This is a genomic window from Streptomyces sp. NPDC047061, from assembly GCF_040643955.1.
Lineage (GTDB): Bacteria > Actinomycetota > Actinomycetes > Streptomycetales > Streptomycetaceae > Streptomyces.
Genome location: NZ_JBEYVI010000003.1, coordinates 249,373 through 275,490 on the forward strand (window position 1 = coordinate 249,373; position 26,118 = coordinate 275,490).

The window sequence follows — 26,118 nt, forward strand, 5'->3', positions numbered from 1 at the left end:
CGATTCCGCCGGGCTGGTGGTCCTCAGCGAGCGACGTGAGTCGGCCGGAGCAGCGGACAGCCCGATACGTACCGATAGCGCCGGGTGGATCGTCGGCCAGGGAGATCCACGGACCGCAGGAGACCCGAAGCCGAACCGCTGGATGGCGAACTTGCGCTCACTGAGGCCGAGTTCACGCCGAAGGCCGGCTTGCGGGGCGGCGATGACGTCCTCGGCGGATTGCGGGCGGAATCCGGGGAGTTGCGCGGAGCGGTCGCCGAGGACGAGCTGCTATTCGGCTGCGGGTGATGTGTCCGCCCGTATCCGCCCGCCCGAAATAATGGTTGGGAATAGGCCAGTTGCCGCTGCTACCGTCCTTCACGTGGCGAAACTCAATCAGATCATCGCGGTCGAGAAGGGCATCAAGTCCAAGGCGCATCAGGACCTGACGTCGGCTCATCACGGGTTGCAGAAGCCCGCGTTGCTGGCCGGTATCTCGCGGACGTATCAGCCGAAGGACGAGGAGGGCGAGCAACTGCCGCCCGAGTCCACGCGGGTTCAGGTCAAGGCCGAGGACGTGCTGCGGGAGACCTCGGCCACGCTGACCCGACTCTTCGACGTGACCGCCACCAAGGACTGGGCGAACTGCGAGGCCAGGGCTGATGTGAAGGTGGACGGGCGGGTGCTGGTCACCGACGTGCCCGTGGCCTACCTGCTGTTCCTGGAGAAGCAGCTCGTCGATCTCAATACCTTTGTGCGGAAGCTGCCCGTGCTCGACGCCTCCGAGTCGTGGGTGCAGGATCCCTCCACCGACGCCTGGAAGACCGAGCCGGTGCGGACCCTGCGCACCAAGAAGGTGCCCCGCAACCACGTGAAGGCCGAGGCCACCGAGAAGCACCCGGCCCAGGTCGAGGTGTATTACGAGGACATTCCGGTGGGCTACTGGACCACCGTGAAGTTCTCGGGTGCCCTGCCCGCACGGCGCGTCAACGAACTCCTCGACCGGGTCGAGAAGTTGCAGCAGGCCGTCAAGTTCGCCCGCGAGGAGGCGAACGGCGCCGACGTCGTCGACCAGCGTGTCGGGGACGCCGTGTTCGGCTATCTCTTCGGATAGCCCTTACAGACCCCCCGGCCCCTGCGGCCGGGGTGCGCGAGGAGCGCAAAGCTGAAGCTGAGCCTTGTCGTGAAGAGCGGTCGTACCCACAGTGCACATCGGGCGGGCCGCGTTGAATCTCAGACTCTCGCTCCAGACTCAGCATTCGCCGCCGATCGCCGGATCGACCGGGCCCGGGCCCCAGTACGTCGAAATGCAGGTTCAAGTCCTGCCCGCGCAGCTCGATGCGTGGTGGTCCAAAGGAAGGACGCGGCGACCTTACGACTGACCCGGGTTCTCAAGTGTGCCGGCGTGTGACGATGGGCGGCATTCCGGGGCCCGGGGGCAGGCTACGCCCCCGGGCCCGCTCGCGCGTTCCGCCCCGAGCCGGGTTCGAATCGGCTTCGAACCGGGTCCGTACGGAATTGCGTTCATAAAGAACGCGGCTCTCCGGGGCACTTGTCACACCCGCGAAATGCGAACGCACCTTTTCGTACGGGAACGCGATCTACCGTGGACACCGAAGCCAACGCCCGGCCACCGTCGCCCGAAGGCACACCCCGCCCTCGTCCGGACAGGAGCCCCGTGTCCCGTCGTATCGCCCTGCCGCCCTGGCTCGCCCACGCCCTGCGCGCCCAGCGCGGGCCCGTGTCCTGGAGCGCGGTGACGCGAGGGGCGCTGGCCGCCGGGCCGTTGCTGCTAACCGCCGTCCTGCTCCACCGCACCTCCCTCGGCGTCGTCGCCGCCATCGCCGCCATGCTCGCCGGGATCAACGACCGGCCGGGCAGCCGCCGGTCCGCCGTACGGCGCCTCGGGGTGCCCGCGGCGGCCGGTGCGCTCGGACTGCTCGTCGGGACGTACGGCGGGGAGCACCTCACCGCCGTACCCCTGACCCTGCTGCTCACCGGACTCGGCCTGGTCGCCGGCGGCATGAGCGCCGTCGGGACCGTCGCCTCCGGGGCCGGGACGCAGTTGCTGGTCGCCGCCGCCATCGGCGCCGGGATGCCGGTCGCCGAGGCGGGCTGGCAGCGGGCCCTCGCCTTCCTCGCGGGCGCCGGGTGGCTGGTCGTGCTGCGGCTCGCCCTGCCCACCCCCGGCGCGCTCGCCGGTGACTTCCGCTTCGACGGGGAGCGGGACGCCGTCGCCGCCGTGTACGACGCCGTCGCCGACCTGCTCGACGCGGTGGGCGGCGAAGCGGCCGGCCCCCGGCGCGCCGCCCTCACCGCCGCGCTCGACCACGCCCAGGACGCGCTCACCGGTCCCCGGCTGCGGCGGCACGCCAGCTCCGCCGCCGAACGCCGGCTGCACGCCCAGTACGCCGCGGCCCTGCCCCTCGCCGAGGCGGCCACCGCGCTCGCCTGGGCCGGGGAGCCGATATCCGCGCGGGCGGCCGAGGGACCCCGGCGGCTCGCCCTCGCCGTCCGGGCGAACGGCGGCACCGGACCGCTGCCCGCACCCTCGCGGTCCGCGCCCGCGCTGCGTGCCCTCGACGACGCCCTGCTGCGCGCCGCGGAGACCTTCGACCGGGCCGGGGGCGGCGCGCAGCGGCCACCGGCCCGGCGCCGCCCCGCCCTCGACCTCGTACGGGCCGCTCTCGGCAGCGGCGGGCGGGAGTACGGGCTGCGGGTCGCCCTCTGCTTCGGGGCCAGCGCCGCCATCGCCCAGGCACTGCACCACGCCCGCTGGTACGGCGAGCACCAGCACTGGTACTGGCTGCCCGCCACCGCCGTCTTCCTCGTCAAGCCCGACCTCGGGCCGCTCGCCTCCCGGGTGCTGTGCCGGGCCGCGGGAACCGTGCTCGGCGCCCTCGTCTTCGCGGGCCTCGCCGCCGTGCTGCCCCGGCCCGAAGGGCTCATCGTGCTGGTGGCCGTCTGCGGGGCGGTCATCCCGGTGTCCACCCGGCACTTCGGCGCCCAGACCGCCGTCGTCACCGTCCTCGTGCTCGCCCTGGTCATGGTCGGCGGCGAACCGCAGGCCTCCGTCAGCCGCATCGGCGAGACCCTGCTGGCCTGCGCGATCGTGCTGATCGTCGGCCATCTGCCGATGGCAGGGAAGCGGGGCGGCGGGGTACGGGCCCGCCTCGGGTCGGCCGGGCGGGCCGCGCACGCCTATCTCGACCACGTGCTGAGCGGGTCCGGCGACCGCGGCGAACGCTGGGCCCTGCGCCGCGAGGCATACCGCACCCTCGCCGAGGCCCGCACCGCGATCGCCCTCGCCGCCGCCGAACTCCCCGCCCTCGCCCGGCACACCGAGGGCACGGACGCCGTGGCCGCCGTACTCGAACGGCTCGTGGACACCACCACGGCGTGCGCCGTGCACCTCGACGAGACGGGGCGGCTCACCGCTCGCCACACCCGGCAACTCGAAGATCTCGCAGCCGAGTTGGAGCGGGACGGGCAGCGGCTCGGGCTCGTGGTGCCGCAGATGCCGGTCGCCGCGTAGACAGTTGCCCAGCTGGTCGGCACCCGGGATGTGGGCGGCGTCCAGTGTGTGGCTGGCGTCCAGGGTGTGGCCTGGCGTCCGGGGTGTGGGCGGCGCCCGGTCTCAGTCCGTGAACCGTGCCCACACCGGTGCGTGGTCCGAGCCCGCGACCCCGCGCCGTTTCCCCGGATCCTCGCCCACCGACGGCAGGTCCGGCGGTGCGGTGGTGCCCGGCAGGCCCGTGCCCGCCTCCGCCAGGCGGTGCACCAGCCGGTGGCTGAGGAGGATGTGGTCGATGAGTTCGTGCCGCCCGGAGTTGACGCGGGAGTAGCGCTGCTCCGCCGGTATGCGCGGGGCGGTGTCCCACAGTCGTACGGCGTCGCCCTTGTCGGCGTGGTCGTAGCCGGTGGTGCCGAGTTCGGAGCCGGGCGGGCCGAGGAGGATCTGGGTGGTGGCCGCCTGCACCTCGTCGTTGAGGTCGCCGAGGACCGCGACGTCGCGGGACTTGCCCTGTCCGGCGAGCAGTTCGTCCGCCAGTGCCCGCAGCGCCGTCGCCTCGGCGGCGCGCCGGTAGAGGGCGTACGCCCCGTAGCGTGCCCGTTCGCCCTCGTCGTGCGGGTAGAAACGGTCGCCGGGGTAGGTCAGCAGCTTGGACTTGAGGTGGGCCACCGCCACCGTGAGCGGTCCGGCCGGAGTTTGGACCGTGACCGCCAGGAAGCCGCGTCCGGACCCGGTGGCGGTCCCGCCCGAGTCGTCCGTCTGCACCGGGCGTAGTCCGGCCGGGAACGCGGCCGTGTCCGCGGCCACCGTCAGCTCGCCACGGGCCAGGAAGCCGACCCGGATGCCCCGGCCGTCGGGGTGCGAGGAGAGGGTGAACCGCCAGCTCGGGCCGAGCAGTTCGGCCAGGTCCGCCAGGGCGTCGGGGTCGCCGACCTCCTGGACGCCGAGCAGGCTCGGGTCGAGCGCGCCGATCGCGGAGGCGAGGGCGGCGAGCTTCGCCTCGTAGGCGGACTTGTCCTTGGGGCCGTAGGGGCTGCCGGGCCGGTAGAGGTTTTCGAGGTTCCAGGTGCCCAGGAGCATGCCGGGCTCCTTCCAGGAGGTGGTGCGGCCAGCGTGCTCGTCCGGGCCGCGCGGCGACAGAGCCGGGACCGGATGCGCGGTTCGGCTCACCCGGCCCGAGGACCGCGCCGTACGTCGGGGCGATGAGCTCCGCTCGCGCCGGCCGTGGCTCGCTGAAAGACGCCGTGGCTCGCCGGAAAAGCGCCGTGGCCCGCGGGGGAAGCGCCGTGGCTCGCCGGGGAAGCGCCGTGGCTCGCCGGAAAAAACTCCGGCCGCACCGATGAGTTCTCCGCCCTCCCGCGGTCACCACCCGGAACCGATCGCTGTAGAGGAGGGCCCATGTCGCTTCCGGAGATCGTCTCGCGTGAGCGGTGGCGTGCCGCGCGTGCGGAGTTACTGCTCAAGGAGGAGGCGCTCACGCGGGCGCGGGACGCCCTGAGTGCCGAGCGGCGCCGGCTGCCCATGGTCGAGGTGGACCCGGAGTACGTCTTCGAAGGGGGCGACGGCAAGGCGACCCTGCTGGACCTCTTCGACGGGCGCCCCCAACTGGTCGTCCACCACTACATGTTCGCCCCGGAGTGGGAGGCCGGCTGCCCGGGCTGCGCCGCCTTCCTGGACCAGGTCGGCCACCTCGCCCATCTGCGGGCGCGCGGCACCGCGTTCGCGGTGGTCTCCCGGGCGCCGTTCACCAGGATCCTGCCGTTCAAGGCGCGGATGGGCTGGACGCTGCCCTGGTACTCCTCGTACCACAGCGACTCCGGCCACGACTTCGACTTCAACCGCGACTTCGAGGCGACCATCGTCGTGGACGACGAACCGGTCGAACGGCCCGGCATCAGCTGCTTCCTGCGGGAGCACGACCGGGTCTTCCACACCTATTCGGTGTACGACCGCGGCCTCGACGGACTCGGCCCGACCACCTCCCTGCTCGATCTGACGGCTCTCGGCCGGGTGCCGGAGGGCAGTGACGGCGTCCGCTATCACGACGAGTACGAAGACTGACACAGTCGGTCACGAAAGTGGCCGAAAGTCAACGGACCCTCACCGTCCGCGCCGACGGCGTGTCGACTATGTCTCAGTAGCGTCACCGGGCGAGCCATTCATGTTCTCCAGAGCGTTAACTCCTACAGGTAAGACGCATTTCTGGAGGTGCAGGATGGTGAACGGGCGAACCGTGCTCGAACGCTTTCCCGCAGGCGGACCGCGAGGATCATGGCCTGCGGAGGAGTTCGCGCGGGCGCGGCGGCTGGAAGGGCTGCCCGCCGAGGTCGTGATGGATCTGGCCACGGACACGTTCCTGGTCATCGTGCGCGGCACCGGCGGCGTCGAGGGCTAGTCGGGGTCTGGTCAAGGATCAACCGGCCTTGCGGACCGGCAGCTTCGCCGTGAACTGGTCCGCCTGGAGCGCGTACAGCTCCGCGTAGACACCACCGCTCGCCAGGAGTTCGTCGGGGGTGCCCGACTCCACCACCCGGCCCTGGTCGAGGACGTGCACCAGATCCGCGTGCCGGACCGACGCCAACCGATGAGTGATCAGTACGACCGTCTGCCCGTTGCCCGCCAGCGCGCGGATCTTCTCGAAGACCTCCAGCTCGGCCCGGGCGTCCAGGGCGGCCGTCGGCTCGTCCACGATCAGGATGTGACCGCGCCGGTAGGCGGCCCGCGCGATGCCCAGCCGCTGCCACTGGCCGCCGGACAGCTCGTGCCCGCCGCTGAAGTTGCGGGCCAGCAGGGTGTCCAGGCCGCGCGGCAGATCGTCGACCACCTCCTCCGCGCCCGCCTCCGCGACCGACTCGGCCAGCCGTTCGTCGGTGAGCGGCGCCGACGAGCGGCCGACCGCCACGTTGACCTTGGCGGTGAACGGCCAGCGTTTGAAGTCCTGGGCGACCATGGCGATGCGCTCGGCGAGCCGGTGCCGGTCGGCCCGCGCCGCGTCGACGCCGTCCCACAGGATGCGCCCGCGGTCCGGCTGGTACAGCCCGGCCAGCAGCTTGACCAGGGTGGTCTTGCCGGAGCCGTTCTCGCCGACCAGGGCGACGATCCGGCCGAGGGGGAGGGTGAGCGTGACGTCGTCCAGGGCTGGACGGGTGGCATCCTCCGGGTGATCACTCGGATAGGTGAAGGTGACGTTCTCGAACCGGATCTCCCGCGGGTCGTCGGGGAGCGGGTCGCCGCCGACCGGGATCGCGCGGTCCGCCGCCTCGACGTACAGCCGTTCCAGGTCGCCGACGAACAGCGCCTCCTCGTGCAGCGTGTTGATCTCCAGCACGAGGGTGTTGAGGCTCGCCGAGCCGGAACGGATCGCGATCACCGCCGTACCGGCCACCGACAGGGCCATCGCGCCGCTCAGCAGCAGCCCGCCCAGGGTCGCGTAGGTGGCGACGGTCGCGAGGCCGGTCCAGGTGGCCGCGATCAGGCCGGTACGGGCCGCGAGCCGGGCCAGCCGGGCCTGTTCCGCCTCGGCCGTCTCCGACATCGCCCGGTAGTGCCGCAGCAGGAACGGGCCGACCCCGTGCACCCGGATCTCCGGCGCCGCCTCCGGCTCGGTGAGCAGGCCGCTGATCAGGTGGCCGGCGCGGGCGTGCTGCACCCAGGTGTGGAACGACTCGTAGCGGCGCCGGGCGTTGGTCAGGGCGCCCCAGGCGCTCGGGATCGTCATCGTGATCAGCAGCGGGAGCAGGGCCGGATGCAGCACGGTCAGTACACCGGCCGCGGTGACCAGCGAGATCATCGCGTTCACCACGCGTGTGCCGTACATGATCATGCGGCGGGCCGAGGAGGCGCCGTACTGGGCCGTGTCCAGCAGCTTGTGGAAGTCGTGGTCCTCGATCGCGGCCAGCTCGACGGCCGCGGCCCGCTCCAGGTACATCTCGGTCGCCACCCGCTCGACCTTGGGTTCGAGACGGCCGGTGGCGTACGTGGACGCCGCGCGCAGCAGGGCGGCGACGAACATGACGACGGCCATGATCACCAGGGCGGGGGCGGCGCTGCGCAGCCGTTCCTCGATGGTGCCGGTGCCGATCAGCCGGCCCAGCACGCTGTTCACGGCGAGCAGGCTCACCGCCTGGGCCACTCCGACGCCCACCTGCGAGGCCAGCACGATCCGCGCGGCCCGGGCGTCCGCCTGCCGGGCCAGCCGCAGACTGGACGCGAGCATGCCGGGCAGCCGGGTCATCATGGCGCGGAAGCCCAGCTCCAGGAAGGCGTTCCCGTGCTGGCTCCAGCCCATGTCGTAGCGGAGCGGTCCCCCGAACAGCAGCTGCTCCGACTCCGACACCTCGGGCGCCGCCGTGTCCCGCCTCTTCCTCACCGCGATCCTCCCCGGGGCCGTTGCGGTGGCCGTGGCCGTGGCCGTGGACGAACGGCCACTATCGCGGGCGGAGCCGTCACCGGGCAGGGCGCGCGACGAGGCTCGTGGGGTGCGGGGGCGTGCGCGGGCGAGTGCGCGGGGGTGCGGACCGAGGCGGCCCCGGGGGATTCACGGCGCGAGAACGATTGCGGCGCGAACACGTCTTCGGTCACAGCGTGACTGCGGCCAGAGTATGACTGCGGCTCGAGAACGACTTCGGCCTGAGAACGACTGCGGCCCGAGAACGAGTCCGGTGTGATCAGCCGGCCTGAACTTCCTCGGCCGCACCCGCCTCTCGGCCGAAGCCGCGCAGCGTCACGCGCTCAGGGGCCGGGACCACTCCGGTGTCGTCCCCGTCACCCGGCACAGGGCGAGGTACAGCGGAATCGGCGGGGTGTACGGCACCGTGCCCTCGGGGCGGTGGATCAGGCGGGCCGTACGGGGGAGCGGGGCGCCCGGGCTGTAGTCGGCCGGGGCGGGCCAGGTGAGGGCGTCGTCCGAGTCCGACGGGACGATCCACCACCAGTGTGTGCCATCGGCGTACACGCACCCCACCCGCGGCATCCGCGGTACCACCAGCGGCCCGAGCCGCGCCGGCACGGCCACGGCGTCGCAGCCCAGCGGCGCCGTCATGCCCTCGGGTACCGGGAACGACCCGGCGGCGACGCCCGCGAGGGACGACCGCCGGTCGCGCTTCAGGCGGACCAGGGTGTCGAGGCCCAGCGACTGGCCCGGGCCGGGTGCGCCGGTCATGGCTGCCTCCGCCGGGGAACCGGCCCCAGTACCGGTCCCGGCAATCCGGACTGCCCCTCCGCGCCGGAGCCCGGCGACGGCGGCTGCACCGGAGTGTGCGCGGGCCCGTGGGGCGAGCCGTGCGACGGCTCCGGAGCGGGGCGAGCACCCCAGCCCAGGTCGTTGCGCGGCTCGGCGGTGTCCCGGGCGGCGTCGGTCTGGCGCGACAGCTCCGCCCAGACCAGCAGCCCGGGCCCGTGCTCCTGAGCCCCCCAGGCCTGACACAGCGCGTCGACGAGGAGCAACCCCCTCCCGTGCTCCTCCTCAGGGCGCTGCGGGGACGGGTGGGGCTCGTCGGGCGAACAGCCTTCGTCGTGCACGGCGATGCGCACCGTGTCGTCGTGGTCGTGCAACTCGCACACGACGCGACTGCTCGCGGTGTGCACGATCGCGTTGGTGACCAGCTCGGATATGACGAGGGCGGCGGTGTCGCAGGTGTCCGCGCAGACCGACCAGCCGGTCAGCCGGGCGCGCACCAGGCGTCTCGCCTGGGCGGGGGAACCCGGATGAGCGGCCAGCTCGAACCGGAACCGGCGCTCGACAGTGCCCTTACCCGGGTCGGCTGCCTCCTCCACGCTCGAAGGAGTTCGCACGGGAGGACCCCCATCAGCACCGAGACCGAGACGGTCTGCGGCGGCGTCTGTTCCTAAGGGCGCGGGCGGAATCACGCTTGCCACTATCTCCCCGCCGCGAACACTTGGCAAGTGTCACTCTGAAAAATGCAGAGTGCTGTGTGACGCGGTGAAGGGCCGTGGCACACTGCTCGCAACAGCATGTCGAGCGGCGCCAGTTGGGATCAGTGAGGATCCGGCGGACCGATCCGGCCAATGCGACTGATGTGACCAAGCGGGACTGTTCCGGCTGTTTGGTCACATCGGCCTTATCGGCTATTTCGGTCATTCCGTCAGATCTTCGAATGAGTCTTCGAATGGCGCCGCTGGGCTGTCAGCATGCCGGGTGACACCTGTATGTGCGTGACGGTGTATGTGCAAGGCCGTGCATGTGGGTGGCCGTGCGGTGTGCGGCTGTGCTTGTGCGTGGCGGTGCATGTGTGTGGCGGCCAGGACGCCGGCGAGCCCGATGGGCGGGCCCGGCCAGGGAACTTGGTGGAGGTGGAGCGTGAGCGAGCCGCGGTCCGCGCCGACTGTGGGCCAGGTGGTCCTCGGCCGGCGCCTCCTCGACCTGCGCGAACGCGCGGGCCTCAAGCGCGAGGAGGCCGCCCGCGTGCTCCGCGTGGCGCCCGCCACCGTCCGCCGCATGGAGATGGCCGAGGTCGCCCTCAAGATCCCGTACCTCCAACTGCTCCTGAAGGCCTACGGGGTGACCGACGGCGAGGCCGACCTCTTCGTCCGGCTCGCCGAGGACGCCAACAAGCCCGGCTGGTGGCAGCGGTTCCACGACATCCTGCCGAGCTGGTTCTCCATGTACGTCAGCCTGGAGGGCGCGGCGAGCCTGATCCGCTCCTACGAACCGCACTTCGTGCCCGGCCTGATGCAGACCGAGGACTACGCGCGCGGGGTGCTGAAGTCGGGCGCCGTCGGCCAGACGGAGCCCGAGGAGATCGAGCGCCATGTCGCCCTGCGCATGGAGCGCCAGCAACTGCTCACCCGTACCGATGCCCCCCGCTTCTGGGCGGTGATGGACGAGACCGCCCTGCGCCGCCCCGTCGGCGGTCCGGAGGTGATGCGCGCGCAGATCGACCGACTGCTCGAGGTCACGAAGCTGCCCAATGTGACGCTCCAGGTCGCCCCGTTCTCCAGCGGGCCGCACCCGGGGACGTACGGGCCCTTCGTGCTGTTCCGATTTGCCATGCCCGAACTGCCGGACATGGTCTACAGCGAGTACCTGACCGGCGCCGTCTACCTGGACGCGCGCACCGAGGTGGCGACCCACCTCGAGGTCATGGACCGCATGGCGGCGCAGGCCGCTACGGCACAACGCACGAAGGAGATCCTCCGGGATCTCCGCAAGGAGCTGTGAATGGATCGAATAAAGCCCCAGTCCGGGCCGCGGAACCGCACCGAGCGGATCTACAACGGCATGCCTGCCCGGGAACTGGGCAGCGAGGGCTGGCACAAGCCGTGGAGCGGCGGCAACGGGGGCAACTGCCTGGAGGCGATGAAGCTGGCCGACGGCCGGATCGCGGTCCGTCAGTCGACCGATCCGGACGGGCCGGCGCTGATCTACACCACGGACGAGATGACGGCCTTCATCGAGGGCGCCAAGGCGGGGGAGGCCGACTTCCTGCTCTCCTGAACTTGTTCAACTTCTTTGTAATGGTGCTGAATTGATCATCAACCGCGTCAGACGCTTACGGAGCGCCTCATGACCGGCAGGACCACACCGTGGACGACGCCGCACAGTGCGGGCGGCGTCACAGCCAGGACCACATCCGCCGGGGCGCGTCCACCAGCCGGCTGACGGCCACCACCGGGAACGGTGGCTGCCGCAGCCGGCCCCGGCCGAGGCTCAGTCCGTAGTAGATCTGCTCGATCGACGGCGGTCCGGCCGCGAGATTGCGCCGGACCGCCGTCCCCGGCGACTGCTCCCCGCTCTGCACGAGATACGCGGCCGCCATCGTCCCCGTCCGTCCGACCCCGGCACCGCAGTGCACGAACACCCGCCCCGGCGCGTCGGCGACCACCTCCAGGAACCGCCGTACCTGCGCGGGCCGCGGCGTCTGCCCGTCGCGCACGGGCAGACGTACGACGGCCAGGCCGGCCTTCCCGGGCGCGGCCGACCGGTCCGCGCCCAGGTCCTCCGCGCGCAGGTCGACCACCGTCGTGAACCTCCGGGCGGCCAGCGCCCGGTAGCCCGCAGGCGAGGGCGCCGAGCCCCGCCACAACCGCTCCTCCGCGTCCACGGGCTGGAAGTGCCGGATGCCCTGCACGGCCCGGGCCCCCGCGGGCGGCGGCGTCTCCTGGCGCGCCCAGAAGGAGAGGGCCAGCACACCCAGCGTGCCGGCACCCCACAGGGCGACGTAACCGAGGACGGCGACGAGGACCATCGTCAGCACGCGGCGGGGCAGGGCGCGTCCGGGCGAGTGAGGGAGGGCGCGTCGGAACGAGCGGGGGAGCACGAAGGCCATGGGCGACCCGGGGGACTCGGGGGATTCGAGGGATTCGGGGACGGGGGCGCTTCGGCATCGTAACCCGGGGCTCGGGCGGGCGAGTTGTCCGTGTTCACGTCCGTGGGTGGGGCATGGTCCACGTCGGCGGGTCAGTCGTCGTCGGCATCCGCGTCCCCGATACCGACGACCGTGAGGTGGGCGCGGTCGAGGGCGGCGTCCTCCAGGCAGCCGCGCAGCCGCATACGGTCGTGCTCGGTGAGCGCGGGCCGTACGACCCCGGCGAACATGCCGCCTCCCAGGTCGCCGAGTGCCGCGTGCCGCAAGGGCACGGAGGTGGAGTCCCGGCACCGCTCCCACACCTGCTCGGCGGCCAGCGCCCGCCGCTCGCGCGTCATGCCGGCGCCGCGCGTGTCGACCTGGACGAGGACGGAGGTCGCCTCGTTGTCGTTCTCGTGCTGCTCGCGTGTCTGGGTGAGATCGGCGAGACCGACGACCAGCCCGCCGAGCAGGGCGGCGCCGACGACCGCGCCGACGGCCAGGCGAACGGTGCGGCCCCGGGCGGCCGGGGGGAGCGCCGGGAGGTCCTCCAGATCTTCCGCGTCACCTTCCGTGTCCCGGCCCGTGCTGTCGGGCCCGGGCCCGGGCGCGGCGAGGACGGCCAGTCGTCCCGCGAGCCGCCGTTCGGCGGGCCGTGCTGTCACGGAGGCGATCCGCTGCACCAGCCAGGCGAGCCCCGACAGCAGGACGCCGGTCACCATGAGGACGGGCACGAAGACATGCGTCCGGTCCGCGGTGTCCTCCAGCCAGCGGAATCGGGCGGAGGAGCTGTGCGCGGGCGCGGCCTCCCGCAACCGTGCCAGCACCTCCTCCTGCCGTACCGCCGACTCCCGCTGCCGCAGCTCGCCGTCCCGCAGCCGCTCCTCGATCCGGGTCAGCCGCCCCAGCAGCACGATGCCGAGCAGCATCACCTCCACGACCAGCAGCAGCACGCCGCACAGGATGGCCCGCTGCCACTGCCACCGGTACAGGTAGACGACCGTGTACGTCCCCGCCCCCGCCGCGGCCAGCCCGCCGAACACATAGGCGATCCTCCGCATCACTCGCCTCCCGCCCGTACGTCGCCACCGGTCCCGTCGACGGCGATCCGCGACCCGGGCGGGAACCGCCGTACCGCGTCCGCCGCACCGACCACGGCCGGTACCCCGAACTCTCGTGCCAGCACGGCGAGATGCGACAGCGCGCTGCCGGTCTGCGCGACCACCCCGGTCAGCCCGGGCAGCAGTGGGGCGAGCGCGGGATCGAGGGTCCGTACGACGAGCACGGCGTCGGCCGGCCGGGGCCCGGACCCGTCCCAGACCGTCCCGACCGCGCGCCCACCCGACACGCCACGCGCGGCACCGCTTCCGGCACGCTCGGCGGCCACCTCCCCGCCCGCCAGCCGGAAGGCGTCCGGAAGAGGCGGCGATTCGGGCTCCGGCACACGCGCGTGGACATCGGCGGGAAGCGCGGCGCCCTCGAGTACGGCGACCAGTTCCGGCCACCGCAGCAGCCCGGCCCGCTCCACGCCCAGCCCCACCCGCCGGGCCGCCTCCCGCACCAGCCGGACCTGCAACTCCTGAACCCACCGGACCCGGAGCCGCAGCGCTTCACGAGGCGGGAGGGCGGGGGGCGCGGCTTGTGGGGGCGGTTGGTCCGTGGGGACGGCGGCCCCTGCGGGTGGTTCCGGCCCTGCGGGTGGTTCGGGCTCTGCGGGTGGTTCAGACCCGGCGCCCTCGGGCGGGAGCGTCCGCCGGGCCGGCAGACCCGGTCCTGGGCCCCGCAGCAGACCCGGCGCGGTGAGCGCCAGGACCACCGGGGCCGCCACGGCCGCCCTCCCGTCCGGGACACCCCCGGCCCGGGTCTCCGCGAGGGCCGCCAGGGCCGCGCCCGCCGCGGTACGGCTCCTGGCGGGCTCGGGCAGGAGGGCGCCCGCGAGCGCCTCCTGCGCGTGCAGCGGGACCAGGGCCGCGCGCGTCCAGCGCAGCTCCGCGACGAGACCGGAGGCAGGCAGCCGCACCGGGGCCGGGACCTCGGCCAGATGCCGGTCGACGTCGGCCACGAGGTCCGTGGCCAGGCCGGGCAGCGCCGCGGACAGCCGGCCCAGCCGCCAGGCCGCCGCGAGCCTGCGCGCCCCGGGCACCGGGTTCAGCAGGGCGAGCCACCGATGGGCGGGCGGGGCCGCCCCCAGCAGCCGCAGGTCGGCGGCGGCACGTCCGCCGACGGTCGTCACCACCGGCACCCGGCGCAGCAGCCGGCGCGGCGCACTGCCCCCGATGTCCAGCGCGGCGGCGAGCCCACGGGCCATGGGCGTCACCCACAGGTCCGCCTCCAGCGGCAGGAGCTGCCCCGGCAGGGTCTCCGCGACCGGTCCGGGCCCGAGCAGCCGCGCCCCGCGCGCCGGCCGGGCCGCCATCGCCGTGATCGGACGGCTCTGGAACAGCCACAGCCGCCCGTCCCCGTCGAACCCGAACTCGATGTCCTGCGGCCCCCCGAACACCCGCCGCGCCCGTTGCGCGAGCCGCGCCAGCCGCAGCAGCTCACCGCGGGTGAGCACCACACCGGTGTCACGGGTGTCCCCGAAGTCACCGGTTTCATGGGTGCCACCGAAGTCACGGGTGTCACCGGCCTCCGCCGGCTCGGTCCGCAGCAGCCGCCCGTGCCTGCTCAACCAGTAACTGCTCCCGGCCTGTTCACCGCCGACCAGCCGGTCCGGCCCGCCACGCACCGCGCTCACCAGCATCCGGTCGGTGCGTCCCGCAACGGGATCCGCGCCGAACATCACCCCGCCGACGCGGGCGGTCAGCATCGGCTGGACCAGCACCGCCATGGGCGCGACGGTTCCGTCGGGGCGGCGCGCCGAGTCGAGCACGGCCCGTACCGCCGTACCGAAGTCCGCCCAGCCGCGCACGTCGAGAACGGACGCGAACTGCCCCGCCAGCGACGAGGAACCGGTGTCCTCCTGGGGCGACGAGGACCGTACGACCAGCGGCCGGGCACCGCCCTCGGAGAGCTCCTGCCAGGCCGGCCACAGGGCGGCGGGGTCGCCGTGCGCGCCGTCCGGGACGACGAATCCGGGGAGCACGGGCAGCCCGGCACCCGCGGCCCGGGCGAGGTTGGCGGCCTTGGAACCGGCACGCAGGGGAAGTGCGGCGAGCGGCTGGTCCAGCGGAACGGCGACGGGGCCCTGCGCCTCGACCAGCCCATGACGTTCGTCGAGCGTCGTCATCAACACCCTCCAGGACCGGCCGTCAACAGGGGGGACGCGCGGGGGTGGCCCTGCGCCTGACGACGGAACGAAGGATGGGGGCGTTCACGATCGCCGCCCTCCGGGCCGACCGCGACACGTCTCCTGCGCCCATAATCCCACCGCCGTTGGACTCCACGCCGTCCGCAGTCCACTTTCCGGCGACGGCGAAGGGATTTCGTGAGCCGGAAGGAGAAGGCCCCGACCGACTCGTCCCCCGGCAGTACGCCGCGTCTCCTCCCCAGGACCGAGAACCCCCGGCCCCGCCGACGGCCCCGGCCCCGCCGACGGCCCCGGTCCCGCCGACGGCGCCTACACCGTCATCGGCCGGTCGTACGGCGTTATCGGCGACGGCAGTTGCGAACTCCCGGTCAGATAGTGGTCGACGGCCGCCGCCACCGCCCGCCCCTCCGCGATCGCCCACACGATCAGCGACTGCCCGCGCGCCGCGTCCCCGGCCGCGAACACGCCGCGCACGTTCGTGGCGAAGCCCGCGTCACGGGCGACGGTGCCGCGCGCCACCATCGCCACCCCCAGCTGGTCGATGAGTCCGTCCTCCCGGTCGGGCCCGGAGAAACCGAGCGCGAGCAGTACCAGGTCGGCAGGGAGCGTCCGCCCGGTCCCCGGCACCGGCAGCCGCGCCTCGTCCACCTCCACCAGATGGAGCGACCGCACGTGCCCGCTCTCGTCGCCGGTGAAGCGGAGCGTCGACGCCGCGAACAGCCGCGCGTCCGCGTCCGCGAAAGGCGCCGTCTCCAGGTCCCGCGCCTCCTCGTGCGCCGCCGACAGCCGGTAGAGCTTCGGATACGTCGGCCACGGCTCGAGGTCCTCGTCCCGCTCGGCGCCCGGCTGTGCGTAGATGTCCAGCTGGGTCACCGACGCGGCCCGCTCCCGCAGCGCGGTCCCCAGACAGTCCGCCCCCGTGTCACCCCCGCCCACGATCACCACATGCTTCCCGGTCGCCGACATCGGCGACTCGGTCAGATCCCCCTCGCACACCCGGTTGGCCAGCGGCAGATACTCCATCGCCTGGTGTATCCCGTCCAACTCCCGGCCCGGCACCGAAAGTTCCCGCCATGCCGTCGCCCCGGTCGCGATCACCACGGCGTCGTACCGGGCCCGCAGGTCCGCCGCCCGCACGTCCCGCCCGACCGTCACCGACGTACGGAACTTCGTCCCCTCGGCCCGCATCTGACCCAGCCGCCGATCCAGGTGGTGCTTCTCCATCTTGAACTCGGGGATGCCGTACCGCATCAGCCCGCCGAGCCGGTCGTCCTTCTCGTACACGGCGACCGTGTGACCGGCCCGGGTCAGCTGCTGCGCCGCCGCGAGGCCGGTCGGCCCCGACCCGATCACCGCGACGGTCCGCCCGGAGAGCCGCTCCGGCGGCCGCGGTGACGCGAACCCCTCCGCCCAGGCACGGTCCGCGATGGCGCACTCGACGTTCTTGATGGTGACGGCGGGCTGGTTGATCGCGAGCACACACCCCGCCTCGCACGGTGCCGGGCACAACCGTCCCGTGAACTCGGGGAAGTTGTTCGTGGCGTGCAGCCGGTCGCTCGCCCGCCGCCAGTCCTCCCGCGACACGAGGTCGTTCCACTCGGGGATCAGGTTCCCCAGCGGACACGCGTCGTGACAGAACGGCACCCCGCAGTCCATGCAGCGGTCCGCCTGCTTGCTGATGATCGGCAGCAGCGCCCCGGGGACGTACACCTCGTCCCAGTCCCGGACCCGCTCCTCGACGGGCCGCCGCGGCCACTCCTCGCGCGGCGTGGTCATGAACCCCTTGGGATCGGCCATGGTCGTCTTCCTCGCGTGCGGTTGCCCCAGGCCGTGCGTCATCGGGCGGCACTCTTTCGGCCACGATACGTCCGCTCGGTGACGCTCGCAGAGTGGCTGACAGCGCTTTCTGGCGGGGCTTCCTCAGCTGGAAGCCAGCCGGGGGTCAGCCCGCTCCCACGTCTCCCTCAGGACAGCGCCAGCACGTAGACGAGCGCCGCCGCGGCCGACACGACGGTGCGCACGTGGTTCCAGAGCGTCCACTCGCGTATGTACACGGGCCAGTAGGAGACGGCCTCCGGGGTGCCCGGCTCCAGCTTGGCCAGCGCCTCGTTCCGGGGCACGTTGGCGATCGCGGTCAGCCCGAACGAACCGAACAGATACAGCCCGCTGCCCAGCAGCAGCTCCGTCTTCCCGCTGTCCGGCCACACCACGAACGTCACCACCGCGATCATCGCGCACACCACCGCCGACCCCGCGAACACCAGCATGAACACCGGGGTCAGGGCCGCCCGGTTGATCGCGTTCATCGCGGCGACCCCCTGCGCCGGCGGCAGCGAGGCCAGCCCCCGCATCACGAAGGCCGAGAACCCGCAGAACACCCCCGCCACCAGGCCGGTACCCAGCACCCCCAGCAGGACCAGTACGTAATACGGCCCGTCGATCACGACCACCACATCCACTCTCGCCCCTGGACACCTTCGCCATTCGGGTCCATGCCCACGGACCACCCCTCCCCATGACTGTGAACCCCGTACACATACACCTCCGACCAGGAATCACCCCCACGCCCGCCTCCGTCCCGACCCTGCCTCCGTGCAGCCCCCGCCTCCGTCCCGAACCGTTCCGACTCCCGCCGCCCACTCCTCGCCCGCCGTCACCCGGTCAAGCGGATCTCCACCCCGGCCTCCCAGTCCCGAAGCACCGCCTCCACCGTCCGCGCGATCCGCCGCCGCGCCTCGTACCGCGGCACCCCGCTCATCAGCAGCTGGTCGTACGGCGTGTCCACGTGCCGTACCCCCGCCACCACCGCCGAGACCACCGCCCCCTCCGACAGCGCCCGCCCGGCCGCGGTCCGCCCGACCCGCCCGCTGCCCCGCGCCGACGCATGCGCCGCGATCGCCCGGGCCCGGTCCACCGGGCAGCCCGGAAACAGCCGCAGGATCTCCGTCGCGAACGCCTCCGTGAACCGCACGTCCTCGGCCGCCCGCCGCTTCGCGTCCCGTGCCCGGCGCCGCCGCCGTGCCTCGGCGTCGGCCAGGCACCGCGCCTCGGCCCGGGCCAGCGCCGCCTCCTCGACGAGGACGCCCTGCCGCTCGTACCGGCTCTTGCGCCGGTTGAACCGGACCACCACCGCCGACAGCGTGCTCTCCTCCCGCGACCGCCGGGTCAGTGCCGTATCGCCCCGCGGCAGGAACACCAGATGCCCGAGATCGGCACACTCCAGGCACCGCGGCACCCCGTCCTCCACCACCAGCAGCGACAGCGGCCCCCGGCTGCACGCCGCGCACCGCTTGTGCCGCAGCGGCTGCACGACCAGAAGTCCACCGTGGTGAGGGGGAGTTGCGAGGCGTGTCATATGCGGTACTTTCCCCTTCCCGAGGGCTGATCTCACGTCGTCCACGCCCCCTTGTGCGCCGTCCGGCGTCTTCTGCCCGCCCTGCTCGCGGCCCGGCAGGCGTCACCGACGGCTCACCGCCCACCGCCGCTGCTGCCCGGCCCCGGGGCCGGCCCCGCCTACCCGAACGGCCGACCCGGCATCATGATCCTGTGCGACTCGAAGCGATCACCTGGGACCGGCTCGCCGAGCGCCTCGCCGAGCGGCTGGTCGAACTGAAGCCCGCCGACGGGGGCGCCTGGCCACGCGTCGCCTTCGACGGCGCCCCGGCCGCCCGGCCCGGCGACCTCGCGGAGCGCGTCGGTGAGGCGCTGCGCGTACGGGGCCGGCCGTCGCTCGTCGTGGGCACCGAGGGCTTCCTGCGCCCGGCCTCGCTGCGCCTGGAGTACGGACGCGGCGACGCGGAGTCGTACTACGGCGGCTGGTTCGACACCAACGCCCTGTGGCGCGAGGTCTTCGGCCCCCTCGACCCCGGCGGGACCGGCCGCGTCCTGCCCGACCTGTGGGACCCGGCCACCGACCGCGCCACCCGCAGCCCCTACGTCCAACTCCCGCCCGGCGGCCTCCTGCTGCTGCACGGACCGCTTCTACTGCGGCACTGGTTCCCGTTCGACCTGACCGTCCACCTCCTCCTGACGCCCGGCGCCCTGCGCCGCCGTACCCCCAAGACCGACCACTGGACGCTCCCCGCCTTCGAGCGCTACGAGGCCGAGACCGACCCCGCCGGCACGGCCGACGTCCTGGTCCGTGCCGACGACCCGCGGCATCCGGCATGGAGCGGCTGAGCGGCCGGCTTCCGGGGATGGTCCTGCACACCACTTTTATATGCGCGTGCATCTAAGTAGTCTGGCCGCATGACGACCTCCTCGACCGCTCCCGTCACCTTCGACGACCCGCTCCGGGCCCTCCTCGACGCCAGGAACTTCGCCAGCGTCGCCACCCTCGGCCCCGACGGTGCCCCGCACAACTCGGTGGTCTGGATCAAACGCGAGGGCGACACCGTGCTCTTCTCCTCCACCGGCGGCCGCCAGAAGGTGCGCAACCTCCGCCGTGACCCCCGCATCAGCCTCACGGTCTTCGACCTGGCCAACCCCTACCACTCGGCCGAGATCCGAGGCACCGCCGAGATCCTCCCGGACGAGGACAAGAGGCTCCCGCACGAGCTCTCCCGCAAGTACCTCGGCATCGACCCGCCCGCGGAGAGGGACGACGAGACCCGCCTGATCATCAGGGTCGTGCCGCGCAGGGTCGTCGCCTTCTCCGCCTGAGGTGCCGCTCGCCGGCCACCGGCTCAGAGCCAGCCGTTGCGCCTGAAGCCCCGGTACAGCACCAGACACGCCACGGATATGACGCCGATGACCAGCGGATAGCCGAACCGCCAGTGCAGCTCCGGCATGTGATCGAAGTTCATGCCGTACACACCGCACACCATCGTCGGCACGGCGATCACCGCCGCCCAGGCCGTGATCTTCCGCATGTCCTCGTTCTGCGCGACCGTCACCTGCGCCAGATGCGCCTGGAGAATGGAGTTGAGCAACTCGTCGAAGGCCGCGATCTGTTCCTTCGCCCGCATCAGATGGTCGAGCACATCCCGGAAGTAGGCCTGTATCTCCGGGTCGATCACCCGTATCGGCCGGGTGGTCAGCTCCTCCATCGGCCTGCCGAGCGGCACCACCGCCCGCTTCAGTTCGAGGAGTTCACGCTTCATCTGGTAGATACGGCCCGGGTCGGCCCGCGCGCCGTTCTCCGCGAAGACGTCCGCCTCGACCTGGTCGATGTCGCCCTGCACCGAGTCCGTGACGCTCAGGTAGTCGTCGACCACATGGTCCGCGATCGCGTGCAGCACCGCCGACGGGCCCTTGGCGAGCTGCCTCGGTGCGGCCTCCAGCTCCTCGCGCAGCGGCCCCAGCGAACCGTGCCGGCCGTGCCGTACCGTGATCACGAAGTCCTCGCCGACGAACACCATGATCTCGCCGGTGTCGACCACCTCGCTGGTCGCCGTCAGCTTCTCGTGCTCGACGTAGCAGACCGTCTTGAACACCGCGAACAGCGTCTCGCCGTACCGCTCCACCTTCGGACGCTGATGGGCCTCGACCGCGTCCTCGACGGCGAGCGGGTGCAGGTCGAGCAGTTCGGCGATGCCCGCGAACTCGGTGTCCGTCGGTTCGTGCAGCCCCAGCCAGACGAACCCCTCCCCCTTCTTGCGCACCCGTTCCACGGCGGAGAACAGATCGCGGCACTCCGGGACCCGCATCCCGTCCTCGTACGTCACGCAGTTGACCACCGAGGAGCCCAGCGGGGACCGTGCGTGATGGTTCAGGTCGACGCGGGGCAGCCGCCGGGCCAGTCGCGCCACCCTGCGCAGGCCGCCGGCCCTGCCCAGCCCCGTGACCTTCCGCAGATTCCCTGCCATCGTCATCCGGATCTCCTTGCGTGGATCCACTCGTGCAGCGCTTCCCGCCCTGCCCGGCAAGTCTGCCAGCCCGGTGTGAGACACGGGTAAGCCTGTGGGAACGGCGAGTTCCGGTTGGTTCCCGCCTGTGGACAACTACGGACAACCGAGTTCCCCGTGCCCCTCGGCGTTCCCCGCGCCTGTCGGTGTTCCCTGTGCCCGTCGACGTTCCCCTCGCCCGTCCGTCGTCGGCAAGGCCGCCGCAGGGGAGCGTCGGCCGCCGTGGACAAGCCGGGCAACTGGGATCATCGCTTCATGACACAGGCCGACGGATATCTCCTCGACAACCGCCAGAGCGAGGCCGTGCAGCGCTTCGACGCCTTCGCGAGCCTCTTCGACCCGGCCACCTTCCGCCACCTCGAGGCATTCGGTCTCGGAGCGGGCTGGCGCTGCTGGGAGGTTGGGGCCGGCGGCACCTCCGTGGTGTCGTGGCTGGCCGGGAAGGTCGGGCCGACCGGCCGGGTCGTCGCCACGGACATCGACACCTCGCTGCTCGCCGCTGCCGCCCACGCACCGGTCGAGGTCCGCACCCACGACGTCGGCGCCGAGGAACCGCCGGGGGAGGGCTTCGACCTGGTGCACGCCCGGCTCGTCCTGGTCCATGTGCCGGACCGGGAACGGGCGTTGCGCTCCATGATCAAGGCCCTGCGTCCCGGCGGACATCTCCTGGTCGAGGACGCCGACCCCGCCCTCCAGCCCCTGACCTGCCCCTACGAACACGGCCCCGAGCAGCAGCTCGCCAACCGCCTGCGCCAGGGCTTCCGCAAGCTCCTCGCCGAACGCGGCGCCGACCTGTCGTACGGCCGCAAGCTTCCCCGGCTGCTCCGCGAGGCCGGGCTGCACCAGGTGGAGGCCGACGCCTACTTCCCCGTCGCCTCGCCCGCCTGCACCGCGCTGGAGACCGCCACCGTCCGGCAGATCCGCGACCGGCTCGTCACGGCGGGCCTGGCCACCGACGCGGAAATCGACCGGCACCTGGCCAACGTGGCGACGGGCGGCATGGACCTCGCCACCGCCCCGATGATCTCGGCGTGGGGCCGCAAGGCGTAGGCCGGCAAGGTGTGGGCCGGCAAGGCGTAGGCCCTCCGATGCCTCGCGGGTGCCGTGGTCAGTCCCGGGCAGGCGGTCGCGCGCCGACGCGTTCCACCGCCCGTGCGCCCGCCCGGCAGCCCCGCGCCGCCGCCTCCCGAGCATCCGCGCCGGCGACCAGCGCGGCGAGGAACGCTCCGGTGAAGGCGTCACCGGCGCCCGTGGTGTCCCGGGGCGTCGTCGGCGCGGCCGGGATCCGTGCGAGGACGCTGCCCGACCGGGCCACCAGCGCGCCCTCCGCCCCCGCCTTGGCCACCACCAGCGGCACCTGGCGGCTCAGCTTGGCCGCGGCGTCCGCCGGATCGGGCAGCCCCGTCAGCAGACAGGCCTCGTCCCGGCTCGGCAGCAGGACATCCACCCCCTCGACGAGCCTCAGAAAGCGGTCCACGCCCAGCGCCACGAGAAACCCGGCCGACGCCGGGTCCAGGCTCACCGGCACGCCACGCGCGCGTGCCGCCGCCAGCGCCACCGCCGCCAGCGCCCGGCTCGGTTCGGAGAACAGCAGATAGCCGGAGAGGTGCAGCCGGGCCACCCCGTCGAGCAGCGTGTCCGACCAGTCGGCGGGCTCCAGCCGCAGGGACGCCCCGCTGTCGGTGAGGAAGGTGCGCTCGGCGGAGGCACCGTTGTCGACCAGGCAGATCACCGTTCCCGTCGGGGCCTCGGGATCCACCACGAGCCGGGGCCGCACCCCTGCGGCGACCAGCTCCCGCTCGTGCCACCGGGCCGCGTCCGCGCCCACCCGGCCCAGCAGCCGTACGTCCGCGCAGCCCGTGTGGGCGGCCCAGCAGGCGACGTTGGCCCCCGCTCCGCCGGGCAGGGTCCGGACCACGGCGCCCGTGTCGGTGCCGGCCGCGAGCGGCCCCCGGTACCGCGCGACGACATCGGTGACGACGTCCCCGACGACCAGCAGCGCCCCGCCCCCGCCGGCCGCCCCGTCCCCGCCGGCCGCCGTGTGCGGCGCTCTACCTCCGTCCGGTGCCCCGTCCCCGTCCGGCGCCCGGTTCCCGCGCGGCTTCGCCTCCCGGCCGGACGTCGCCTCCCCGCCCGCTGCCGCGGCAACGCCCGGCCGTGCCTCCCGCTTGGTCGTCACCCCCGGGCCCATGCCGAGGCGATTTGCGCCGCCAGCCGGACATTGCCGCGCACGGCCGCCAGGTTGGCCTCCAGCGAGGCGCCGTCCGTGTGCCGGACCAGGTAGCCGAGGAGGAACGGCGTGACCGCCTGACCGGCGATCCCTTCCGCCTCGCACGCCTGCAGCGCGTCGGCGAGCACGCGCGCGTGCAGCGCGGGGTCGAGCTGCTCCGCCTCCGGGACGGGGTTGGCGACGATCAGCGCCGTGTCCGCCGCGGCGAGCGCGTCCTGTGCCCGCATGACGTCCGCGACCTGCTCCGGGGTCTCAAGCGTCCAGTCCACCGGGTGCCCGGAGTCGGACAGGTAGAAGCCGGGGAAGCGGCCGGTACCGTATCCGGCGACGGCCACGCCCAGGGTCTCCAGGCGCTGGAGGGTGGCCGGCACGTCCAGGATCGACTTCACGCCCGCGCACACCACCGTGATCCGGGTGCGCGCCAGCAGGCCGAGGTCGGCGGACTCGTCCTGGGTCGCCGTCCACTCGCGGTGCACCCCGCCGAGACCGCCCGTCGCGAACACCCTGAGGCCGGCCAGCGCCGCCAGCTGCGCCGTCGCCGACACGGTGGTCGCCCCGCTCGCCCCCGCCGCCACGGCGAGCGGCAGGTCGCGGTGGCCCAGCTTGCGGATCCCCTCCTCGTTGGCGACCCGCTCCAGCTGCTCCTTGTCCAGGCCGACACAGGGCCGCCCGTCCAGCACGGCGATGGTCGCGGGTACCGCGCCCGTCCGCCGTACCGTGTCCTCCAGCTCCAGCGCCACCTGGAGGTTGCGCGGGCGCGGCAGCCCGTGCGCGATGATCGTGGACTCCAGGGCGACCACCGCACGACCCGCGTCGAGGGCCTCCCTGACCTCTTCAGACACCACCAGCACCACGCCTGCCTCCTGTCCGTCGGTCTTCCCTCATCTCTGGCGGGGGTCGCACCCGGCTAAACGCTTGCGGCCTGTGGGGGACGCCACCAGCCTGGGCGGCATGACGAATCACCCGGTACGTCTGGACCATGTCGTCCTCTGGGTCGCCGATCCGGCCGTCGCGGCCGGCTTCTACGAGCGGATGCTCGGCCTGGAGCCCCTGCGGGTCACCGAGTTCACCGCGGGAGAGGTGCCCTTCCCCTCCGTGCGTGTCAACGACGAGACCATCATCGACCTCGCGCCGCTCACCCTCGCCGAGCGCATGCCCGCACTCCCCGGTGCCGCCGACAGCGCGGGCCACCCCGTGAACCACGTCTGTCTGTCCCTGCCGTCCGACGCCTTCGACGCGCTGCGCGTCCGCCTCGCCGAGCACGCCGTCCCCATGACCGACATCGGACACGACTCCTTCGGTGCCCGGGGCAAGGCCCCGCGCAACTTCTACTTCCGGGATCCCGACGGCAACGTCGTCGAGGCACGGCACTACGGCTGACCGCATCGCCGGGGCACCGCCCGACCGGGCTCGGGGAGCGTCCGTCCCGAGCCCGGTCGGGGAGCGTGCCTCAGAAGAGCGGTTCGGGCAGCACGCCCTCCAGGGCGAGCAGCTTCCGCTTGGTCTCCAGACCGCCCCCGAACCCGCCGATGCCGCCGTCGCTCTCCACCACCCGGTGACACGGCACGACGACCGGCAGCGGATTGGCGCCCATCGCCGCGCCCACCGCCTGCGCCCCACCGGGCTGCCCGACCCGCCCCGCCAGATCGCCGTACCCGACCACCGTGCCGTACGGGACACCGGCGGCCAGTTCGCGCAGCACCTGCCGGTTGAAGCCGGAGATCAGCGACCAGTCCAGGGGCAGGTCGAAGTCCTGCCGCCGGCCCGCGAGGTACGCCCGCAGCTGGGATATCGCCTCGGCCAGCACCGGGTCCGCGGGATCCTCGACCGGCTCGGTGCCCAGCCGGGCCGCCAGCCGCTCCACCGTCCGCTCCCGCACCGCGTCGGTGGCGTGGAACACCACGTTGACCAGGCCGTTGCCGGTCGCCGCGAGCAGCAGCGGACCGATGTCGGTGCCCACGACGGCCCACACCACCCGCTGCCCGTACTGCCCTTCGCTGTCCATGCGCCCCACCGTACGGCCCGCCACTGACAACGCCCGCCGCCCGGTCGTGCTCAGCTCGCCCGCAGCGCGGCCCGCACCACGTCGGGTCTGTTGGTGATGATGCCGTCCACGCCGTAGCCGACGGCCTTCCAGGTGGTGACCGCGTCGTTCACCGTCCAGGTGAAGACGCGCAGCCGTCTGCCGTGCGGCCCGTCGACCGAGTGCACGGTGTTCACGTAGCCGGCGGAGATCGAGTCCACCGAGGGGTTGATCAGGTCGGCGAAGCCCGTGTACCGGTGCAGGGACGCCACGGACGGTGTGCCGAGGTAGCCGGTCGTCACGTCGGGCCGGAGATCGTGCACGACGCGCAGGCTGTCCGCACTGAAGCTCTGCACCACGAGCCGGCCCAGGTGCCGGCGGTCCAGCCAGCCCTCGTCGCCCAGCAGCTTGAGGATCTCCTGCTCGATGCCGGGGTACAGCTCCGGGTTCTTGATCTCCAGTAGCAATTTCTCGTGATTGCGCTCGATCCGGCGCATGTATTGCGCCAGCGTCGGCACACGCGTGCCCGTGTACGAACGGGAGAACCAGCTGCCCGCGTCCAGCCGGGCGATCTCGGCCGCGGTGAAGTCCTTCACCTTCCAGGGCGCCCGGCCGGGAAACACCTGTTCGACATCGGTGGTGCGCTGGAGACTGTCGTCGTGGATGACGACGAGACGGCCGTCCTTGGTGCGCTGGACGTCGTTCTCGACCCAGGTGAAGCCCAGGGCGGCGGCCTTGTCGACGGCGGCCAGCGTGTTCTCCGGGGCGTAGGCGGAGGCGCCCCGGTGCGCGAGCACCGTGGGCTCGGCGGCGTCGCCGGCCCGGGCGGCTGGGACGGGGCTCAAGAGGGCGGCCGCTCCCAGCAGCGCGGTGGCCGTGGCGGCGACTGCGCGCGCGTGCATGCGTACTCCTCGCGTCGAGTGACTACGTACAGCACAAGAGTGACAGCAGTGAGTCAACGGCGGCCGGG

General features: G+C 72.9%; 25 protein-coding genes. 10 read left to right on the forward strand and 15 right to left on the reverse strand.

The window, feature by feature from the left end; all coding sequences use genetic code 11:
- The first annotated feature begins 361 nt into the window (after positions 1-361).
- Together ABZ887_RS07180 and ABZ887_RS07185 are read left to right on the forward strand one after the other, a co-directional pair.
- Positions 362-1,093, forward strand: coding sequence for a hypothetical protein (locus tag ABZ887_RS07180; RefSeq protein ID WP_089100973.1), 732 nt, complete (start codon positions 362-364; stop codon positions 1,091-1,093).
- Between the two features lie 564 nt (positions 1,094-1,657).
- Entirely contained in the window at positions 1,658-3,514 is a 1,857-nt protein-coding gene (locus ABZ887_RS07185; protein WP_361283910.1) for an FUSC family protein, read from the forward strand.
- A gap of 102 nt (positions 3,515-3,616) precedes the next feature.
- Here the strand turns inward: ABZ887_RS07185 and ABZ887_RS07190 are convergent, their stop codons facing one another.
- The gene (locus ABZ887_RS07190) at positions 3,617-4,573 is read right to left on the reverse strand and encodes an endonuclease/exonuclease/phosphatase family protein (RefSeq protein WP_361283913.1); all 957 of its coding nucleotides are present in this window, start codon (positions 4,571-4,573) and stop codon (positions 3,617-3,619) included.
- Positions 4,574-4,891: 318 nt separating this feature from the next.
- Between ABZ887_RS07190 and ABZ887_RS07195 the strand changes: the two genes are divergently transcribed.
- Together ABZ887_RS07195 and ABZ887_RS07200 are read left to right on the forward strand one after the other, a co-directional pair.
- Entirely contained in the window at positions 4,892-5,554 is a 663-nt protein-coding gene (locus ABZ887_RS07195) for a DUF899 domain-containing protein (RefSeq protein ID WP_361283916.1), read from the forward strand.
- A gap of 154 nt (positions 5,555-5,708) precedes the next feature.
- Positions 5,709-5,888: a hypothetical protein gene (locus ABZ887_RS07200; protein ID WP_361283919.1), complete on the forward strand. Its 180-nt coding sequence runs from the start codon at positions 5,709-5,711 to the stop codon at positions 5,886-5,888.
- An 18-nt stretch (positions 5,889-5,906) separates the two neighbouring features.
- Here ABZ887_RS07200 and ABZ887_RS07205 read toward each other — a convergent pair whose 3' ends face one another.
- From ABZ887_RS07205 to ABZ887_RS07215, 3 genes are all read right to left on the reverse strand, one after another.
- Positions 5,907-7,781 carry an ABC transporter ATP-binding protein gene (locus ABZ887_RS07205; protein WP_361284618.1) on the reverse strand — a complete coding sequence of 625 codons (1,875 nt, stop codon included), beginning with the start codon at positions 7,779-7,781 and terminating at the stop codon, positions 5,907-5,909.
- Positions 7,782-8,216: 435 nt separating this feature from the next.
- Entirely contained in the window at positions 8,217-8,654 is a 438-nt protein-coding gene (locus ABZ887_RS07210) for a hypothetical protein (protein ID WP_361283922.1), read from the reverse strand.
- Positions 8,651-9,370, reverse strand: a complete 720-nt coding sequence (locus ABZ887_RS07215) for an ATP-binding protein (protein WP_361283925.1) — start codon at positions 9,368-9,370, stop codon at positions 8,651-8,653. Before ABZ887_RS07215 ends, ABZ887_RS07210 begins: the two co-directional genes overlap by 4 nt.
- 442 nt (positions 9,371-9,812) lie before the next feature.
- Here ABZ887_RS07215 and ABZ887_RS07220 point away from each other — a divergent pair, with 442 nt between their 5' ends.
- Complete coding sequence (locus tag ABZ887_RS07220) at positions 9,813-10,673, forward strand: helix-turn-helix transcriptional regulator (protein ID WP_361283928.1); 861 nt, start codon at positions 9,813-9,815, stop codon at positions 10,671-10,673.
- Complete coding sequence (locus ABZ887_RS07225) at positions 10,674-10,949, forward strand: DUF397 domain-containing protein (protein WP_089100964.1); 276 nt, start codon at positions 10,674-10,676, stop codon at positions 10,947-10,949.
- 118 nt (positions 10,950-11,067) lie between these two features.
- Here ABZ887_RS07225 and ABZ887_RS07230 read toward each other — a convergent pair whose 3' ends face one another.
- From ABZ887_RS07230 to ABZ887_RS07255, 6 genes are all read right to left on the reverse strand, one after another.
- Positions 11,068-11,700 (reverse strand): dual specificity protein phosphatase family protein, encoded by a 633-nt coding sequence (locus ABZ887_RS07230; RefSeq protein WP_361284621.1) that lies wholly within the window; start codon positions 11,698-11,700, stop codon positions 11,068-11,070.
- Between the two features lie 212 nt (positions 11,701-11,912).
- Positions 11,913-12,860 carry a hypothetical protein gene (locus tag ABZ887_RS07235; RefSeq protein WP_361283931.1) on the reverse strand — a complete coding sequence of 316 codons (948 nt, stop codon included), beginning with the start codon at positions 12,858-12,860 and terminating at the stop codon, positions 11,913-11,915.
- A complete protein-coding gene (locus ABZ887_RS07240) occupies positions 12,860-15,028 on the reverse strand; it encodes a PEP/pyruvate-binding domain-containing protein (RefSeq protein WP_361283934.1) in 2,169 nt (722 codons plus the stop codon). Before ABZ887_RS07240 ends, ABZ887_RS07235 begins: the two co-directional genes overlap by 1 nt.
- 330 nt (positions 15,029-15,358) lie before the next feature.
- Positions 15,359-16,846 (reverse strand): glutamate synthase subunit beta, encoded by a 1,488-nt coding sequence (locus ABZ887_RS07245; RefSeq protein ID WP_361283937.1) that lies wholly within the window; start codon positions 16,844-16,846, stop codon positions 15,359-15,361.
- A gap of 167 nt (positions 16,847-17,013) precedes the next feature.
- Positions 17,014-17,493: an anthrone oxygenase family protein gene (locus ABZ887_RS07250; protein WP_361284624.1), complete on the reverse strand. Its 480-nt coding sequence runs from the start codon at positions 17,491-17,493 to the stop codon at positions 17,014-17,016.
- Positions 17,494-17,702: 209 nt separating this feature from the next.
- Positions 17,703-18,404 carry a DUF2293 domain-containing protein gene (locus ABZ887_RS07255; RefSeq protein ID WP_361283940.1) on the reverse strand — a complete coding sequence of 234 codons (702 nt, stop codon included), beginning with the start codon at positions 18,402-18,404 and terminating at the stop codon, positions 17,703-17,705.
- Positions 18,405-18,595: 191 nt separating this feature from the next.
- Between ABZ887_RS07255 and ABZ887_RS07260 the strand changes: the two genes are divergently transcribed.
- Together ABZ887_RS07260 and ABZ887_RS07265 are read left to right on the forward strand one after the other, a co-directional pair.
- Positions 18,596-19,228 carry a uridine kinase gene (locus ABZ887_RS07260; protein ID WP_361283943.1) on the forward strand — a complete coding sequence of 211 codons (633 nt, stop codon included), beginning with the start codon at positions 18,596-18,598 and terminating at the stop codon, positions 19,226-19,228.
- 69 nt (positions 19,229-19,297) lie between these two features.
- Complete coding sequence (locus ABZ887_RS07265; protein WP_361283946.1) at positions 19,298-19,711, forward strand: PPOX class F420-dependent oxidoreductase; 414 nt, start codon at positions 19,298-19,300, stop codon at positions 19,709-19,711.
- Between the two features lie 23 nt (positions 19,712-19,734).
- Here the strand turns inward: ABZ887_RS07265 and ABZ887_RS07270 are convergent, their stop codons facing one another.
- On the reverse strand, positions 19,735-20,862 hold the full coding sequence (locus tag ABZ887_RS07270) for a magnesium and cobalt transport protein CorA (protein ID WP_361283949.1): 1,128 nt from the start codon (positions 20,860-20,862) through the stop codon (positions 19,735-19,737).
- Between the two features lie 288 nt (positions 20,863-21,150).
- Between ABZ887_RS07270 and ABZ887_RS07275 the strand changes: the two genes are divergently transcribed.
- Positions 21,151-21,945: a methyltransferase domain-containing protein gene (locus tag ABZ887_RS07275; RefSeq protein WP_361283952.1), complete on the forward strand. Its 795-nt coding sequence runs from the start codon at positions 21,151-21,153 to the stop codon at positions 21,943-21,945.
- 58 nt (positions 21,946-22,003) lie between these two features.
- On the opposite strand, the gene ABZ887_RS07280 is transcribed toward ABZ887_RS07275, so the two are convergent.
- Together ABZ887_RS07280 and ABZ887_RS07285 are read right to left on the reverse strand one after the other, a co-directional pair.
- Positions 22,004-22,894 (reverse strand): PfkB family carbohydrate kinase, encoded by an 891-nt coding sequence (locus ABZ887_RS07280; protein WP_361284627.1) that lies wholly within the window; start codon positions 22,892-22,894, stop codon positions 22,004-22,006.
- Between the two features lie 176 nt (positions 22,895-23,070).
- Positions 23,071-23,979 (reverse strand): pseudouridine-5'-phosphate glycosidase, encoded by a 909-nt coding sequence (locus tag ABZ887_RS07285; protein ID WP_361283955.1) that lies wholly within the window; start codon positions 23,977-23,979, stop codon positions 23,071-23,073.
- A gap of 97 nt (positions 23,980-24,076) precedes the next feature.
- Here ABZ887_RS07285 and ABZ887_RS07290 point away from each other — a divergent pair, with 97 nt between their 5' ends.
- A complete protein-coding gene (locus ABZ887_RS07290) occupies positions 24,077-24,505 on the forward strand; it encodes a VOC family protein (RefSeq protein WP_361283958.1) in 429 nt (142 codons plus the stop codon).
- Positions 24,506-24,575: 70 nt separating this feature from the next.
- Here ABZ887_RS07290 and ABZ887_RS07295 read toward each other — a convergent pair whose 3' ends face one another.
- Both ABZ887_RS07295 and ABZ887_RS07300 read right to left on the reverse strand, forming a co-directional pair.
- Positions 24,576-25,130 (reverse strand): methylated-DNA--[protein]-cysteine S-methyltransferase, encoded by a 555-nt coding sequence (locus ABZ887_RS07295; RefSeq protein WP_361283961.1) that lies wholly within the window; start codon positions 25,128-25,130, stop codon positions 24,576-24,578.
- Between the two features lie 50 nt (positions 25,131-25,180).
- Positions 25,181-26,050, reverse strand: a complete 870-nt coding sequence (locus ABZ887_RS07300; RefSeq protein ID WP_361283964.1) for a glycerophosphodiester phosphodiesterase family protein — start codon at positions 26,048-26,050, stop codon at positions 25,181-25,183.
- Positions 26,051-26,118: the final 68 nt, after the last annotated feature.